This window comes from Bacillus sp. SKDU12, assembly GCF_010093085.1.
Taxonomy (GTDB): domain Bacteria; phylum Bacillota; class Bacilli; order Bacillales; family Bacillaceae; genus Bacillus; species Bacillus mexicanus.
In genome coordinates, this window is the sequence record NZ_MSRC01000022.1 from 1 (window position 1) to 13754 (window position 13754).

Consider the following 13754-nt stretch of genomic DNA (forward strand, 5'->3'; position numbering starts at 1 on the left):
CTCTCCTCTCACGCATACTTCGCATCCTGATGCATGGACAGAGCCTCCATTCTATCCGTTTCGCTTCTAGCCTTCAGACTTCCCGGCATCCTGATATCCTTCCGACACGCCGGACCCCGGATAGCCTCCATACATGCCGGACCCCGGGTAGCCTCCATACATGCCGGACCCCGGATAGCCTCCATACATGCCGGACCCCGGGTAGCCTCCATACATGCCAAATCCAGGACGGCCGATGCCATCGCCAAAACCAGGTCCGCCATAGATCTGTCTTGTATCAGTATCAGTCATATTCACTCTCTCCTTCACGTAGGTTACAGTCCAGAATATGAACTTATCTGTCAGATCGTATAGGCGGCGGCCCACATAACAAAAAAAAGCAGGCTGTGATAGCCTGCTCATTTCTTATTCACCTAAATCAACGTTATGGTACACCTGCTGAACATCTTCCAAATCCTCTAACGCGTCAATCAGCTTTTCAAACTGTTCCTTCGCATCATCTGGAAGCGTTACTTCACTCTGCGCAAGCATCGTCAGCTCGGCAACCGAGAATTCCTCAACGCCTGCGTTTTTAAACGCCTCCTGCACCGCATGAAATTGATCTGGTTCGGCATACACGATTACACTTTCATCCTCTTCTAAAATGTCACGAACATCAACATCCGCTTCCATCAGGATTTCCAGCGCCTCATCAGCTGTTTTACCGTCCACACCGATAACAGCCGTCGCATCAAACATGTAAGCAACAGATCCGCTCACACCCATGTTGCCGCCGTTTTTCCCGAACGCCGCACGCACTTCCGGCGCCGTACGGTTTACATTATTCGTTAGTGCATCAACGATGATCATTGATCCATTCGGCCCGAAGCCTTCATAACGAAGCTCATCGAAATTCTCTTCCGCTCCGCCCTTCGCCTTCTCAATCGCACGTTCAATGATGTTTTTCGGTACGCTGTAAGTTTTCGCACGCTCAAGCACAACCCTCAGCGCCTGGTTAGATTCTGGATCAGGCTCGCCCTGCTTCGCTGCCACATAAATCTCACGGCCAAACTTGGCATAAATCCGACTCGTATTCGCGTCTTTAGACGCCTTCTTCTCTTTAATATTGTTCCACTTACGGCCCATGATGCTCCACTCTCTTTCATATATATCAATCTGTATTTTGTTATTCACTTTATCCATTATACCTCAAATGGTTTGATTGTTTCGAGTGTCTTGCGTTAGAAATAGAAGGAATCCAAGATGAACTTCGTCCGTAAAGCAAGAAAAAAGCCCTAGCTAAGGGCTTTCTTCTCCTGATCAGTCATACTATTTTGAGGGGAATGATCGATATACGTCGTGTTTCGATCTGTTGATTCTTTAACATCGCCGGAGTTTGTCAGGAACGGAAACGAAATACCTCCACAAATCAGGGTCACACCAAGGCACATCATCACTTTTTTCTTAATAAGCATATAAACACTCTCCTTTTTGAATATCTTCTTGCGCTTTCAGCACGATTCGATAAAACGCGGCAGCGCGCTCGAAATGACAGCGGCTTTCAAAAACAGCGGCAGCGCTGCGGGCACATGTTTCAATGTAAGCGTACATGTTCTTTTTTTCAAAATAGGCTAACATCTCAAAGATGCTGCTCTCATCAATACTCTCTTTGTACACCGCCTGCAAAAATGTGTACAATTGTTTATAAAGAGGCCACGCCTTAGGAGATGTTGTGACATGCTCCAGCCCTTCTTCTATGAACTGAAACGCCTTCTGTTTTTGGCCTGCTTTACATAATGTCCAGCTTAAGCCAAACAACACTTTGGGAAGCAAGCCAGCTACTGTTTCTCTGCTTAGTTTCACCGCTTGTTGAAAGTATTGTATGGCCATCTGATAGTCTCCTGAACGGTCGTAACTATTCGCAATGTTCAACAGGGAAATGGCGATAAACTGGTCGTTTTGACTATCCAGTGCCAATTCCAGCGCCTTTTCTAAATTCTGAATCGCTCTATCATAGTGCTTGAAGTCATCATAGTTGCCCGCGATCACAAACAAGCTTTGTATGGTTCTAATGCTGTATAGTGGATGTTTACGGTAAATGTCTAAGGCTTGAAGGATGTGATGCATTGACACATGGTTTTGCTTCATATGATAAAACGCTTCTGCCACTTTAAAATGGAATTCAGCCTTCTCAATTTCATCTGACAAAAACGGCAGTTCATTTTCCGCCTCGCGATAAAACTTGATCGCTTTCACATATTCTTTTTGATCAAATTCATACATGCCGCGGAAAAATAAAGAGTAGTATTTCAAAAGACCTGTGAGTTTTTTCTGAGGAGTTTCAATCGTTTCCAGAAGCTCTGTCACTGTAGGGCGATTCCCGTATGTTTGTCCCGGCTCTAAATAATCCAGCATCAGCTGGTGCCGAAAACACATAAGAGAATAATAGATCAGCAAATCCTGATCCTCTTCCATCTGCTGAATGTCCTGCTCCACCTCCGCTTTCAGAATCTCAGCATCCGGAACACTGAATTGACGAATCATCTTGTACCATTCATTAATTTTTACACCAACATGCGAAGATGGTATGGCTTGACTCAATGGTTTCCCTCCCTTTCTGTAAGATATGTCATATTCTATCAATCCCAAATTTTGAAAACAAGAGAATAGGAAGAATTTGCTTTTTCATCCTGTCAAAAGCTTTCAAATCCCTTTTTCATCCTTTACAAATAAAAATAAAAGAGTGCAAATCTATGAAAAGATTCTATGTAAAGGAGAATGCCGATGCCAGTCACACAAGTGATCATTAGACTTTTCATCGCCTTTATCATATTGCTGGTGTTAACAAGACTGATGGGCAGAAAAGAGATCTCCCAGCTGCCCTTTTTTAACTTTATTTCAGCCATGTCCATTGGAACGATCGGAGCCTCGCTTGCCATTGACTCAACCATCAGTACCAAAAATGGAATAATCGCCTTGTTGGTATGGAGCGCTTTTACAATCATCATCGGGTTTCTGGATATTACATTTCCCGCCGTTCGGTTCGCGGTTCACGCCAGTCATTCTGCGCTCAAAAAAGCTCGAATTGATATCGATACTTTACAATCTTTACTTCGAAAAAAATATCTTTTCAATTGCCAAAGTGGATGATGCTTTTTACGAATCAGACGGCACTGTATCTATTTTGAAAAAGGAAGTACACCAAAGCGTGACAAAACAGGACATGAACATGCAAGGAGAAAACAAAAAAGTATCTCATTCCGCTTCAGTCATAGCTGATGGAAAAGTGAAAGAAGGCAACTTAAAAAAATTGCATCTGAACAGACAATGGCTGATGGTTCGGCTAAAGGAAGCCGGCACCCAACATCCTAAAGAAGTATTTTACGCAGAAGTTCAAACAGACGGCACTCTGTATATCGTTAAAAAAGAGGATCTCACTTGAATAAAAAAGGTGGAAACAGTCTGCTCTCACTGTTTCCACCTTTTTTCAAACTGAATGTTATACTGCTTGTTTACAAGCCTCAGCACATGAAAAACAAGCTTCAGCGCAATCCTGAAAATGCTCTTTGTCATGCTTTTTGCATTCATTTCCGCAAGCCTCACAAATCGCAGCGCAAGCCTGTGTCAGCTCAGAAACAAACGGCGTGCCTCTTACAATCGCTTGCGCTACAAACGCACAAATATCAGCACAATCCCGGTCCAACCGAATGCAGTCTGCCATCATATTCTCATTTTCTTCTTTTAAACAGGCGTCATAGCAACGATTGCACGCAACCATGCAGTCGTGCAGCGCCTCAACTAATGATTGATATTGTTCATATGCCATTCGTAAACCCTCCTATGAATATGATTCCATTTATACCGTATCCGCTTCATTCGCTCGTAAAACATGACACTCTAACAAAAAAGGCCTATGTCTGCAAACAGATACATTGCGACATAAACCACTCTCGATTTACAAAAAAAGAACTCCTCAATGGAAGTTCTCACTTATTTATCTCATAGGATTGCTTGATCAACCCCATGATATATTCAATATGTTCGTCATCTTTTATGAAAATCTCATAGTCTCCATTTCCCCAGTGGCCGGTCTCAGAGACATCTCGCATTCTCTCTTCAGGGTCATGCAATTCTCCCTTTTTCATATTCACCCACACCTTAAGCCCGCTTTTTAATAGAGAAATATCCGCGAAGTTCCGCTTATTTGCCGTAAACGCGATATACATTTTTGTCGGTTTAATTGAAATATGCTCGCCCAAATTTAAAATGAATTCCTTTAGCTGCTGATAAAGCTCTATGATATCAAATGTCTTCTCTGCAAGGTGGTCCTCTTCAGAAAACACTTTGATTTCTTTGCTGACCTCTTGAATGGTCTCACTTTGCCGCGAAATCGTCTTAATTGACTCGGATACGCCCTCAGCCTTCATTTGGTTTAGATGGATCAAATCATTTTCGTACCTTTTCATCTCCCACAATTCAATTGGCAGATCTTTAAAATGGATGGACTGCTTTTGATACACCGTAAAAACAGGCGCTATAAACATCACCTTCGACTGCGACCAGTCTACATCATCCCGCTTTAACGGACGCTCATCATTCTCATTGTACTCAAGAATAAAATCAGCCTTATGATTGAGCATTGCCGCTAAATAAGCATAGCCCTGATCAACAACACTAAAGTTCTTCGAATTTTTATACTCGATAATCACAAAAGATTTCGTCTCTTCATCAAATGCCAACGTATCAATGCGAAAACGGCTGATCCTGAATTCGGATTTCACAAACTTGAGACCCAACATCTGCTGAAGATTGGCTTCACATAAATCCTGAATCTCTTTTTCTTTTTTAAACGGTTTCTCACGGACAGCCTCTCTCATCCCGACCCGTGGTAAAATTTTGATAGTGAGCGCACAAAAGAAGGGAAATGGTCATGAAAGTATTTGAAGCAAAAACGCTACTTTCGGAAGCGACAGATCGGGCAAAAGAGTACAAAGGACTAAGAACGCAAATGATCAGCTTGAGAAAAGCATTAAAAAGCATTGCTGATCTAAGTGACAGCGAGTTCTCAGGGAAAGGCGCCAGCAATATCAAAGCCTTCTACAACGACCATGTCGGCGTCACCGACCAATGGATCGACTACATCGACATGAAAATCGCATTTTTCAACAGCATCGCCGGAGCAGCCGAAGACAAAGGCCTTTCAAACTCATACATCGAAGAATCCTTTCTGGAGCACGAGCTGGCAAATGCCCATAAAAAATCGAAATCCATCATGTCCGAACAGAAAAAAGCGATGAAAGACATCCTGAACGATATCGACGACATCCTCCCGCTCGACCTGTTTTCAACAGAAACCTTCAAAGACGAGCTGGCTGATGCCAATGACAAACGCAAAAAAACGCTAGAAAAGCTAGATGCTTTGGACGAAGACCTGCAGACAGAATACGCCCTGTCAGAACCAAACGAACAATTCATCAAGTCCGATTTCCAAAAGCTCCAAGAAGCAACGGGCAAAGGCAAAAACGCAACGCCCATCCACTACAACGCCAAAGCGTACCGTGAGAGTGACATACATAAGAAAACAGGCGACATTGAAAAGCGGACGGATGCTTACTTGAAGATTAAGAAGGAGGAAGCGAAGGAACGCGAGATTGAAAAACTGAAAGAAAGACTGAAAAACTACGATTATGCAGATGCTGATGAATTCTACTCAATGGCAAAAACGATCGGCTATGAAAATCTGACAGCAGAACAGCAAAGATACTTCACCCAAATTGAAAACACGCGTGAGCTTGAAGCAGGCTTCAAAGGGGTTGCCGTCGGCCTTTATGATTCCGGAAAAGACGCGGTCGTAGGCCTGTGGGATATGGTCACAGATCCGGGCGGAACCGTTGAAGCCATTACAGGAGCAGTGGCTCACCCGATCAAAACGTATGAAGCCATTTCAGCAGCAATCGAAGAATCGTATCAAAAAGACATGGTGAATGGTGACACCTACTCACGAGCAAGATGGGTGTCATATGCGGTGGGCACTGTTGTCACATCAGTTGTCGGAACAAAAGGCGTAGGTGCCGTCTCCAAAACAGGCACAGCTGCCAAAGTGACAACAAAAGTAAAAAAAGCAGCAAGCAAATCAGCAAAAGCCCAAAAAGCCATAACGGTCTCAAAACAAACCGTTGATCAGATTAAACAAAAGGTAAACACAGGCATTGAAGTATCAAAAAAACACGTCAAAACCAAGTTAAATCAAATCGGAGATCTCACACTTGCGGATATTCTCCCGTATCATCCCCGTCATGACTTAGTGCCGGCGGGAGTACCTTACAACGCAGTCAACGGGGTTACACTAAAAGAAGGACTGCAGAAATTCGCCAAAGTCATCCTGCCGAAACCATACGGAACCTCAGCAAGCGGAAGACGAACTCCAGCGCCACATGTACCGCCAGTAACCGTCAAATACGGCGAGCATTACGCAAAATGGAGCAGAAAGAAAGTGCTGAAGCCGAATGTTGTCTATAAAACAAAAGAAGGCTACACTTACACCACTGACAACTATGGTAGAATTACAAGTGTCAAAGCAGACTTGCAGCTGGGAGAAGCAAAACGTAACCAATATGCACAGTCTAAAGCAGGTAAACCAGACCGGCTGACAGATGACGACGGAGGCCATTTAATCGCCACCCAATTCAAAGGCTCAGGCCAGTTTGACAATATCGTGCCGATGAATTCTCAGATTAATAGGAGCGGCGGGAAATGGTACAAGTTAGAACAGGCATGGTCGCAGGCGCTTAAAGAAGAGCCTCCAAAAAAGGTTACTGTCACAATTGAAAATGTATATGAGAGCGATTCGTTAAGACCCACTTTATTTGATATAACATATAAAATTGGAGAAGAAAGAACAAAGAGCATAACAATTAGAAACCAATTTGGAGGCTGATGAAAATGGAAACTGCTAAAATAGAACAACTATATCAAAAGATTGCTGAAAAAATAAATGATATGATTCCCTCCGAATGGATGAGGGTTACTCTATATGCCGAAATTTTGGATGACTCCAGAGAAGTTTATTTTTTCTTTAACACACAAGAAGACGAAGAATATATTTATTCACACGATATTCCAGAAAATTTCCAAGTAAGTAATCGAATTTACAAAAATATGCTACTAGACCTTCAAGATTTATTTGATGAATTAAGGGATGAATTTAAAAAGCAATCCTCAGATATTTGGACTAACCTCACACTAAATTTAGAAAGAAATGGGGAGTTCTCAATTGATTATGATTATGAAGATGTACTGGCTTCAAAATATACTGATACTGAGCGACAAGTAATTTGGGAATATAAGCACTTGGGAATTACGCCAATGAGCGAGAGCAGCAGAAAGTTCCTTGAACAATATCTAAATGAACAATCGGATAATTAAATGAAACAATGTAGTTTTTTATTTACAGATGGTTAAGGATTATTTAAATATTAAATAATGCCCTCAACAATTCAAAGTTAAAGGTTAATCTAATGGAAACTCAAAAAATGGGTGAACTATATCAAAAGATTGCTGAACATCTAAATGAAATGATTCCATCGCAATGGGAAAAGATCATTTTATATGCTGAAATACTTGATGACTCAGCAGATATATACTATTATTTTACAACACCAAATAATAGTGATTACTTATATTCTCATTATATACCTGGAAAATTTAATGTAAGCGAAGAAATTTACGATCAACTGCTGATTGAACTTCAAGAGCTATTTGAAGAACTAAAAGAAGAATTTAAACTAGGCAACCAAGATATTTGGACTAATCTCACTTTAAAATTAGAAAACACCGGAAAGTTTTCAATTGATTATAATTATGATGATGTTTTATCGTCTGAACTTAATGACCTTCAAAGACGAGATGTTTGGAAATATCAAAATTTAGGGATATTGCCTGAAGATTAGAACGATAAAGAATTTGTAATAAGCTACTTCGGTCTATAAATCAATAATGGCTCAGCGCTTCTCTGCTGGGCTATTTTTGATAACTAAGATTTCTCGACGATTGAAGGTGAAAAGATTGGAAACTAAAAAAATGGGTGAATTATATCAAAAGATAGCCGAGCAAATAAATGAGATTATACCGTCAGAGTGGGAGAAGGTTGCTCTTTATGCCGAAATTTCAGATGATTCTTCAGAAGTTTACTTTTTCTTTACTATTCCACAAAATCAGGAATATATATATTCACACGATATTCCTGAGCACTTTAATGTTGATGAAGATATATATGACGAACTTCTATATGAATTGCATGATTATATCGAAGAGTTACGAAATGAATTTAAAACAAACAATGAGGACTTATGGACAAACCTCACTTTGCATCTAGAACGAAGCGGGAAGTTTTCAATAGATTATGATTACACCGATGTTATTGCCTCAGACTTAAACGGTACTCAACGACAAGTAGTGTGGGAATATGAAAATTTAGGAATATTGCCTGAAGATGAGGATGATAAACAGTTTGTAATAAACTACTTCGCTTTATAATTCAAAAATAGCTCAGCTTTTTACTGCTGGGCTATTTTATATTCTCAGGTTGGCTTTTATGGAAACCGAAAAAACAAATCCTATTATAAAATTTGTTAACCGATCAACAAATAAATTGATTGCTTCTGAATGGGTTAAAGTTTTCTATACGACGAGATTTTAGATGATTCTAGACTTCTCTTTAATACAGAGGATATTAAGGTTTTATATTTATCTCATATCTCTTTATAAAAGGAGCAACATTTTGACAGTAAGAAGAGAATTAATAAAACAAATTAATTTAACAATCACAGCAATAAAAACAAACAATCAAAAGTATCCAACTCCAATGGTGAAAAACATATTAAAAAGATATGAGGAAGCCAAAGAATTTATCCTTCAATCATCGGATGAGCAATTCGAAGAAGACCTCTCTAAAGTTAAAAATAAACTAGATACCCTGACAAGAGCATATCTAGAATCAGCTAACGACTACATGAATCCTATGCTCAAGGAAATGCATAGGACAGAAAAACTACTAAAAAAGTATGATGAAACTGGTAAGTCATAATCACCGCAATCTAAAATTCAAAAATCGGAGTTGCACTAACCCACTCAAAACCAAATATAACGCGAAACGCCCAAACTGCCATTTGCGGATCACACCGAAAATTTTTTTTGCGGTCTCTCAACCCCTTCCTATTAAATTTCAGTATTGATAAAATTTACATAATTAGTGAGCAGAGGAAGGGTGAGGAGTTTGGGCACGATTTCGTCTCCGCACGTTGGGATGAAAATTAATGAGTGGAACCGGCATATTCAAAAGTTTAATGTGACTGACGCTGAAATGCTTAAAGCTGAGATCGAACGGGATATTGACGTCATGGAAGAAGACCAAGACCTCTTGATTTACTATCAGCTCATTACATTTCGTCATCGGCTTATGATCGACTATGTGATTCCATCCGAAGGAAACCAAATGGAGTTATCAGAATATCTAAAGAGAATAGAAGGCAGCAACAGAAAAATAGAAAAACTCGTTGAATACTACTATTACTTTTTTCAAGGAATGTATGAATTCAAAGAGGGCAATTTCTTAAGTGCCATTTCATTCTATCAAAAAGCGGAAAATACAATTCCCTATATTTCAGATGAAATTGAGCGGGCGGAATTTTATTTTAAAATGGCTGAAGTATTTTATCATATGAAACAAACCCACATATCCATGCACTATTCTTCTCAGGCGTATAACATCTATAAAACACACGACCTTTACTCAGTCCGCCGCATACAATGCCATTTTGTAATCGCAGGAAACTACGACGATTTAGAAAGTTATGAAAAGGCGCTCCCTCATCTCGAAGAGGCACTCAAAGGCGCACGGCTCCTTGAAAGCAAAAACAAGCGGATTTACGGCCAAGCTTTATTCAATATTGGAAATTGTTATCTTAAAATGGGGGAATTGACGAAAGCAGCAAAATACATGGAGAAATCGATACTCCAATTTAAAAAATCAAATTTCAACAACTTGACACAAGCTTACCACGATTTAGCCTTAATTTATTTTCTCCAACATAAACAAGAACAGGCAGTGGATTGTTTCAAAAAAGGCGTACGCTTCGCATGTAAATTCGGCGATGGCCTATTTAAAATCATGTTTGAAGGATTACAGGCGCTGTTTATCAAAAAAGAAGATGCGTCCATTTTATTAAACATTTTCAACAAATTAGAGACATCCCAAAGATATCCTTATATGGAAGAGTTGGCATTATCAGCCGCAAAGTTTTATACTGAAATTGGGCAGATGGATGATTCTGTTATCTGTTTCAAAAAGATGGTTCATGCCCGCAAACAAATTCAGAGAGAGATTGTTTGTATGAAATGTAAACTGACTTTGTGCGCTGTAATTGCTTTAATCGGTGTAAGCTTTATCAGTTCTTCCTTAGGAAATGAAGTAAACGTAGCATCCAGAAACATGACAAGCAAAGCTGCAAACGATTCAACGAACTCCCTAGCAGACAAAGCCATCTTTGACAAGGAAATGACGATTGCAGAAAACGGAACGCTTGGTTAAGAACGAAACGCAGCTTAGGCTGTGTCTCGTTTTTTGAAGAAATAGGTGAGAAGGCGATAGAATGTTTTATGTTCAAACTCTTATATGCAGACCAAACAAAATCCTTAAAAAACAAGATAGGTGGAAGTAATGTATAACCAATTAAGAGAAATTGTTAACCTCTTAGAAAAGATAAATAACCACTGTCAAACAAATACAATTTCCGTTGAACAATCCAAAGAACAACAAGACAATCTAAATGACTTATCTGCAATAATAAACGATATGGATAAACTTCTACAAAAGAGTAAACGCATTGATCTTAACAATGTTCAAGATGCTGATCTACTCTTGTTCGAAATCCACAAAATGACAACCTCACTTGAATGGCATATATCCGAAATAAGTGATTTAAATATAAGATTGCTAAAGAAAAACATGGAAGCATAAGCATTTGCTTTAACAATAAAAAAAGGCAACACCCAACAAAGGGGTTAGTTGCCTTCTCTAATTTCAAGCACAGCCACACACTCCACATGATTCGTATGCGGAAACATATCCACAGGCTGCACTTCGCGCGTCTGATACCCGCCATCCTCAAGCACCCGCAGGTCTCTTGCAAGCGTGCCAGGATTACAGGACACATACACCACCCGCTTCGGTTTCATCTCCACAATCGTCCGCAGAAGGGCTTCGTCGCAGCCTTTTCTTGGCGGGTCGACGACGAGCGTGTCGGCCGTAATGCCTTCTTCGTACCACTTTGGTATCACGGTTTCCGCTTCTCCAACTGCGAATTCCGCATTTGTGATGCCGTTCAGCTCAGCGTTTCGTTTCGCATCCTCAATCGCTTCCGGCACAATTTCAACGCCGTACACTTTTTTCGCTTGCTTTGCCAAGAATAGAGAAATCGTTCCAATGCCGCAGTAGGCGTCAATGACGGTTTCTTCCCCTTGCAGCTCAGCGTATTCAAGCGCTTTGTCGTAGAGCACTTTTGTTTGCTCCGGGTTGACCTGATAGAACGATCTGGCGGAGATGGCAAATTTGACGTCTCCGATGAGGTCGTAGATGTATTCTTCGCCCCAGATGACATTTGTTTCGTTGCCAAAGATCACATTTGTTTTAGTCGGGTTGATGTTTTGCACGATGGATTTGACGTGCGGGAATTGTGCTGTGATGTCTTCGATAATCTTCGCTTTGTGCGGGAAGTCGTTCGTTCTTGTGATGAAGACGATCATCATTTCGCCTGTAACGACGCCGTATCTGACCATGATGTGGCGGAGCCAGCCTTTGTGGCGTTCTTCGTTGTAGGCTTTGACATCATAGTTTGCGCAAATGTCTTTGACAGCTTGGACGGCTTCGTCGTTTTTGGATTGCTGGATCAGGCAGGCACTCATGTCGATGATGTCATGGCTTCTTTGCTGATAAAATCCGGCGACGAGGCCGCCTTCCCGTTCTCCTACTGGCACCTGTGCTTTGTTTCTGTAGTTCCACGGATCTTCCATGCCGAGTGTCGGGTGTACAGTGACGTTTGACAGGTCCAGCTTACCGATCCGTTCTAAGACGTCTTTGACTTGTTTTTGTTTAAACAAGAGCTGGCCTTCGTACGTCATGTGCTGGAGCTGGCAGCCGCCGCATTGCTTGTAAATCGGGCATGGAGCGTCGGTTCTGTGCGGGCTTTCTTCCTTCAGCTCGATCAAGCGGCCGAAAGCAAAGCCTTTTTTGACTCGTGTCACTTTGATTTGGGCTTTTTCCTCAGGCAAAGCGTTCGGCACAAAGATCGGGAAGCCCTGCACCTTCGCGACGCCCGCTCCCTCGTGGGTCAAATCCTCAAATATCACGTCGTAGTATTCGTTTTTTTCTACTGGGGGTTTCATTTTCATGTATGTTCACCTCTTGTTTTAAGCGAAAGAAAAACTTGGCCTATTCAAGCCAAGTTTCAGCGTGTAGGCAAACCTTCGCATTCGTTGTCAGTCCTGTTCTTCGGTGCTCACGTAAAAAGATCAGCGGCTAAAAACTAGAGCGTCCTGCTCAAACGCCGCTGTCACCGCATCCTGCGGAAGTGCGCCCGATGCTCGCCCTTCCTAGACTTCAAAGGTTTTCAATCACGCTGAAAAGATGACAAAATCCTAAAACGAAAACTGTTTTAGGATTTTGTCAACATTCTGAGCTTGGCTTACCAAGCCAAGTTTTAGTCATCCAGCTGTTCCGCTTTCTCCTTCGGCATGACGACGTGAATGTGTCGGTACAAATTCACGAATTCGCCCGGCAGCATGCCGCCGTACTCGCCGTCCAGATTCAGCTGCATCTTTTCTGATACATTGACTTTCACGCGGTTCGCTTTTGTATAAATAATGTGCTGATCGTTGATATGTTCTCCGCGAAGCGCCATCGTTGCGACTCTGATAAATTCAGCAAGATTTGCTTTCTTTAATATCATCAAATCAAACATGCCATCATTCAGGCTGGAATCCGGCGCGAGTTTTTCGAACCCGCCGACGGAATTTGTCAGCGTGACTAAAAACAGCATGATTTCACCTTGAAACAGCTTGCCGTCATATTCAATCTCGACTTCTGTCGGACGAAGTGAAGGCAGCATTTCCATTCCTTTTAAATAATAAGCAAGCTGGCCGAGCATCGTTTTGAGTTTGCTTGGTACGTCATACGTCAGCTCTGTCAGACGGCCTCCTCCGGCGATATTGATAAAATACTGGCCGTTCACCTGTCCGATATCAATCGGGCGGGCAACGCCGTTAATGACCGTATCTGCCGATTTTAAAATATCCTCACGCGGAATGCCGAGCGCTCTGGCGAAGTCGTTTGTTGTGCCGACAGGAATGACACCGAGTGTCGGACGCTTGTCTAAAGGCGCAAGCCCGTTGACGACCTCGTTGATGGTTCCATCCCCGCCTGCCGCAATGATTAAATCAAACTCACGCAATGCCGCCTCCTTGGCGGCGTGCGTTGCGTCTCCTGCGCATGTCGTCGCATGGGTGGAGGTTTCATAGCCGGCTTGTTCAAATTTTTGCAGGACCTGGGCAAGTTGCTTTTTAAAAACCTCCCGTCCTGAAGTCGGATTGTATATTATACGTGCACGTTTCATTATCTCATCATCCTACTTAAGAGTATCCGATCCATTTTTACACTAACAACCTTTAATTATACTATGAGTTAAAAAAATCGCAACAAAATGTACATAATCTTACAGGTG

The 13754-nt window shown here is 41.6% G+C and carries 16 protein-coding genes and 2 pseudogenes; 10 read left to right on the forward strand and 8 right to left on the reverse strand.

Annotation, left to right across the window (positions count from 1 at the left end):
- Nucleotides 1-81: 81 nt before the first annotated feature.
- The 4 genes and pseudogenes from BTW01_RS17360 to BTW01_RS17375 form a co-directional block, all read right to left on the reverse strand.
- Nucleotides 82-291 (reverse strand): annotated as a pseudogene (locus tag BTW01_RS17360) (spore coat protein); the annotation flags it as partial.
- 114 nt (nucleotides 292-405) lie between these two features.
- Nucleotides 406-1125, reverse strand: coding sequence for a YebC/PmpR family DNA-binding transcriptional regulator (locus tag BTW01_RS17365; protein ID WP_162104299.1), 720 nt, complete (start codon nucleotides 1123-1125; stop codon nucleotides 406-408).
- A gap of 149 nt (nucleotides 1126-1274) precedes the next feature.
- Nucleotides 1275-1454 (reverse strand): phosphatase RapH inhibitor, encoded by a 180-nt coding sequence (locus tag BTW01_RS17370; RefSeq protein WP_162104230.1) that lies wholly within the window; start codon nucleotides 1452-1454, stop codon nucleotides 1275-1277.
- Nucleotides 1444-2580, reverse strand: a complete 1137-nt coding sequence (locus BTW01_RS17375) for a tetratricopeptide repeat protein (RefSeq protein WP_162104231.1) — start codon at nucleotides 2578-2580, stop codon at nucleotides 1444-1446. Before BTW01_RS17375 ends, BTW01_RS17370 begins: the two co-directional genes overlap by 11 nt.
- A 183-nt stretch (nucleotides 2581-2763) precedes the next feature.
- On the opposite strand from BTW01_RS17375, the gene BTW01_RS18565 reads away from it, so the two are divergent.
- Nucleotides 2764-3129: a hypothetical protein gene (locus tag BTW01_RS18565; RefSeq protein WP_238391436.1), complete on the forward strand. Its 366-nt coding sequence runs from the start codon at nucleotides 2764-2766 to the stop codon at nucleotides 3127-3129.
- Nucleotides 3122-3421: a YetF domain-containing protein gene (locus tag BTW01_RS18570; protein ID WP_238391437.1), complete on the forward strand. Its 300-nt coding sequence runs from the start codon at nucleotides 3122-3124 to the stop codon at nucleotides 3419-3421. Before BTW01_RS18565 ends, BTW01_RS18570 begins: the two co-directional genes overlap by 8 nt.
- A gap of 57 nt (nucleotides 3422-3478) precedes the next feature.
- On the opposite strand, the gene BTW01_RS17385 is transcribed toward BTW01_RS18570, so the two are convergent.
- Both BTW01_RS17385 and BTW01_RS17390 read right to left on the reverse strand, forming a co-directional pair.
- Nucleotides 3479-3805, reverse strand: coding sequence for a four-helix bundle copper-binding protein (locus BTW01_RS17385; protein WP_162104232.1), 327 nt, complete (start codon nucleotides 3803-3805; stop codon nucleotides 3479-3481).
- 160 nt (nucleotides 3806-3965) lie between these two features.
- Nucleotides 3966-4856, reverse strand: a complete 891-nt coding sequence (locus tag BTW01_RS17390) for a DUF5655 domain-containing protein (RefSeq protein WP_162104233.1) — start codon at nucleotides 4854-4856, stop codon at nucleotides 3966-3968.
- 53 nt (nucleotides 4857-4909) lie between these two features.
- Here BTW01_RS17390 and BTW01_RS17395 point away from each other — a divergent pair, with 53 nt between their 5' ends.
- The 8 genes and pseudogenes from BTW01_RS17395 (at nucleotide 4910) to BTW01_RS17430 (ending at nucleotide 10996) form a co-directional block, all read left to right on the forward strand.
- Complete coding sequence (locus BTW01_RS17395; protein WP_162104234.1) at nucleotides 4910-6916, forward strand: T7SS effector LXG polymorphic toxin; 2007 nt, start codon at nucleotides 4910-4912, stop codon at nucleotides 6914-6916.
- 5 nt (nucleotides 6917-6921) lie between these two features.
- Complete coding sequence (locus BTW01_RS17400; RefSeq protein WP_162104235.1) at nucleotides 6922-7404, forward strand: antitoxin YezG family protein; 483 nt, start codon at nucleotides 6922-6924, stop codon at nucleotides 7402-7404.
- A gap of 92 nt (nucleotides 7405-7496) precedes the next feature.
- Nucleotides 7497-7928, forward strand: a complete 432-nt coding sequence (locus BTW01_RS17405) for an immunity protein YezG family protein (protein ID WP_162104236.1) — start codon at nucleotides 7497-7499, stop codon at nucleotides 7926-7928.
- 115 nt (nucleotides 7929-8043) lie between these two features.
- Nucleotides 8044-8514: an antitoxin YezG family protein gene (locus BTW01_RS17410; protein ID WP_162104237.1), complete on the forward strand. Its 471-nt coding sequence runs from the start codon at nucleotides 8044-8046 to the stop codon at nucleotides 8512-8514.
- Between the two features lie 244 nt (nucleotides 8515-8758).
- A complete protein-coding gene (locus tag BTW01_RS17415; RefSeq protein ID WP_162104238.1) occupies nucleotides 8759-9064 on the forward strand; it encodes a hypothetical protein in 306 nt (101 codons plus the stop codon).
- A gap of 189 nt (nucleotides 9065-9253) precedes the next feature.
- Nucleotides 9254-10380: pseudogene (locus BTW01_RS17420) on the forward strand (tetratricopeptide repeat protein).
- Nucleotides 10370-10567 carry a hypothetical protein gene (locus BTW01_RS17425; protein ID WP_162104239.1) on the forward strand — a complete coding sequence of 66 codons (198 nt, stop codon included), beginning with the start codon at nucleotides 10370-10372 and terminating at the stop codon, nucleotides 10565-10567. Before BTW01_RS17420 ends, BTW01_RS17425 begins: the two are co-directional and overlap by 11 nt.
- Before the next feature lie 129 nt (nucleotides 10568-10696).
- Nucleotides 10697-10996, forward strand: a complete 300-nt coding sequence (locus BTW01_RS17430; protein ID WP_162104240.1) for a hypothetical protein — start codon at nucleotides 10697-10699, stop codon at nucleotides 10994-10996.
- A gap of 44 nt (nucleotides 10997-11040) precedes the next feature.
- On the opposite strand, the gene rlmD is transcribed toward BTW01_RS17430, so the two are convergent.
- Both rlmD and BTW01_RS17440 read right to left on the reverse strand, forming a co-directional pair.
- Complete coding sequence (gene rlmD, locus BTW01_RS17435; RefSeq protein WP_162104241.1) at nucleotides 11041-12426, reverse strand: 23S rRNA (uracil(1939)-C(5))-methyltransferase RlmD; 1386 nt, start codon at nucleotides 12424-12426, stop codon at nucleotides 11041-11043.
- A gap of 308 nt (nucleotides 12427-12734) precedes the next feature.
- Complete coding sequence (locus tag BTW01_RS17440; protein WP_162104242.1) at nucleotides 12735-13646, reverse strand: diacylglycerol kinase; 912 nt, start codon at nucleotides 13644-13646, stop codon at nucleotides 12735-12737.
- Nucleotides 13647-13754: the final 108 nt, after the last annotated feature.

What these genes read in the sequence shown, in the direction of transcription:
- BTW01_RS17430 (WP_162104240.1), top strand. Translation starts at nt 10,697, where the DNA reads ATGTATAACCAATTAAGAGAAATTGTTAACCTCTTAGAAAAGATAAAT.
- BTW01_RS17405 (WP_162104236.1), top strand. Translation starts at nt 7,497, where the DNA reads ATGGAAACTCAAAAAATGGGTGAACTATATCAAAAGATTGCTGAACAT.
- BTW01_RS17395 (WP_162104234.1), top strand. Translation starts at nt 4,910, where the DNA reads ATGAAAGTATTTGAAGCAAAAACGCTACTTTCGGAAGCGACAGATCGG.
- BTW01_RS17400 (WP_162104235.1), top strand. Translation starts at nt 6,922, where the DNA reads ATGGAAACTGCTAAAATAGAACAACTATATCAAAAGATTGCTGAAAAA.
- BTW01_RS17370 (WP_162104230.1), bottom strand. Translation starts at nt 1,454, where the DNA reads ATGCTTATTAAGAAAAAAGTGATGATGTGCCTTGGTGTGACCCTGATT.
- BTW01_RS17425 (WP_162104239.1), top strand. Translation starts at nt 10,370, where the DNA reads ATGAAATGTAAACTGACTTTGTGCGCTGTAATTGCTTTAATCGGTGTA.
- BTW01_RS17365 (WP_162104299.1), bottom strand. Translation starts at nt 1,125, where the DNA reads ATGGGCCGTAAGTGGAACAATATTAAAGAGAAGAAGGCGTCTAAAGAC.
- BTW01_RS17440 (WP_162104242.1), bottom strand. Translation starts at nt 13,646, where the DNA reads ATGAAACGTGCACGTATAATATACAATCCGACTTCAGGACGGGAGGTT.
- BTW01_RS17385 (WP_162104232.1), bottom strand. Translation starts at nt 3,805, where the DNA reads ATGGCATATGAACAATATCAATCATTAGTTGAGGCGCTGCACGACTGC.
- BTW01_RS18565 (WP_238391436.1), top strand. Translation starts at nt 2,764, where the DNA reads ATGCCAGTCACACAAGTGATCATTAGACTTTTCATCGCCTTTATCATA.
- rlmD (WP_162104241.1), bottom strand. Translation starts at nt 12,426, where the DNA reads ATGAAAATGAAACCCCCAGTAGAAAAAAACGAATACTACGACGTGATA.
- BTW01_RS17390 (WP_162104233.1), bottom strand. Translation starts at nt 4,856, where the DNA reads ATGAGAGAGGCTGTCCGTGAGAAACCGTTTAAAAAAGAAAAAGAGATT.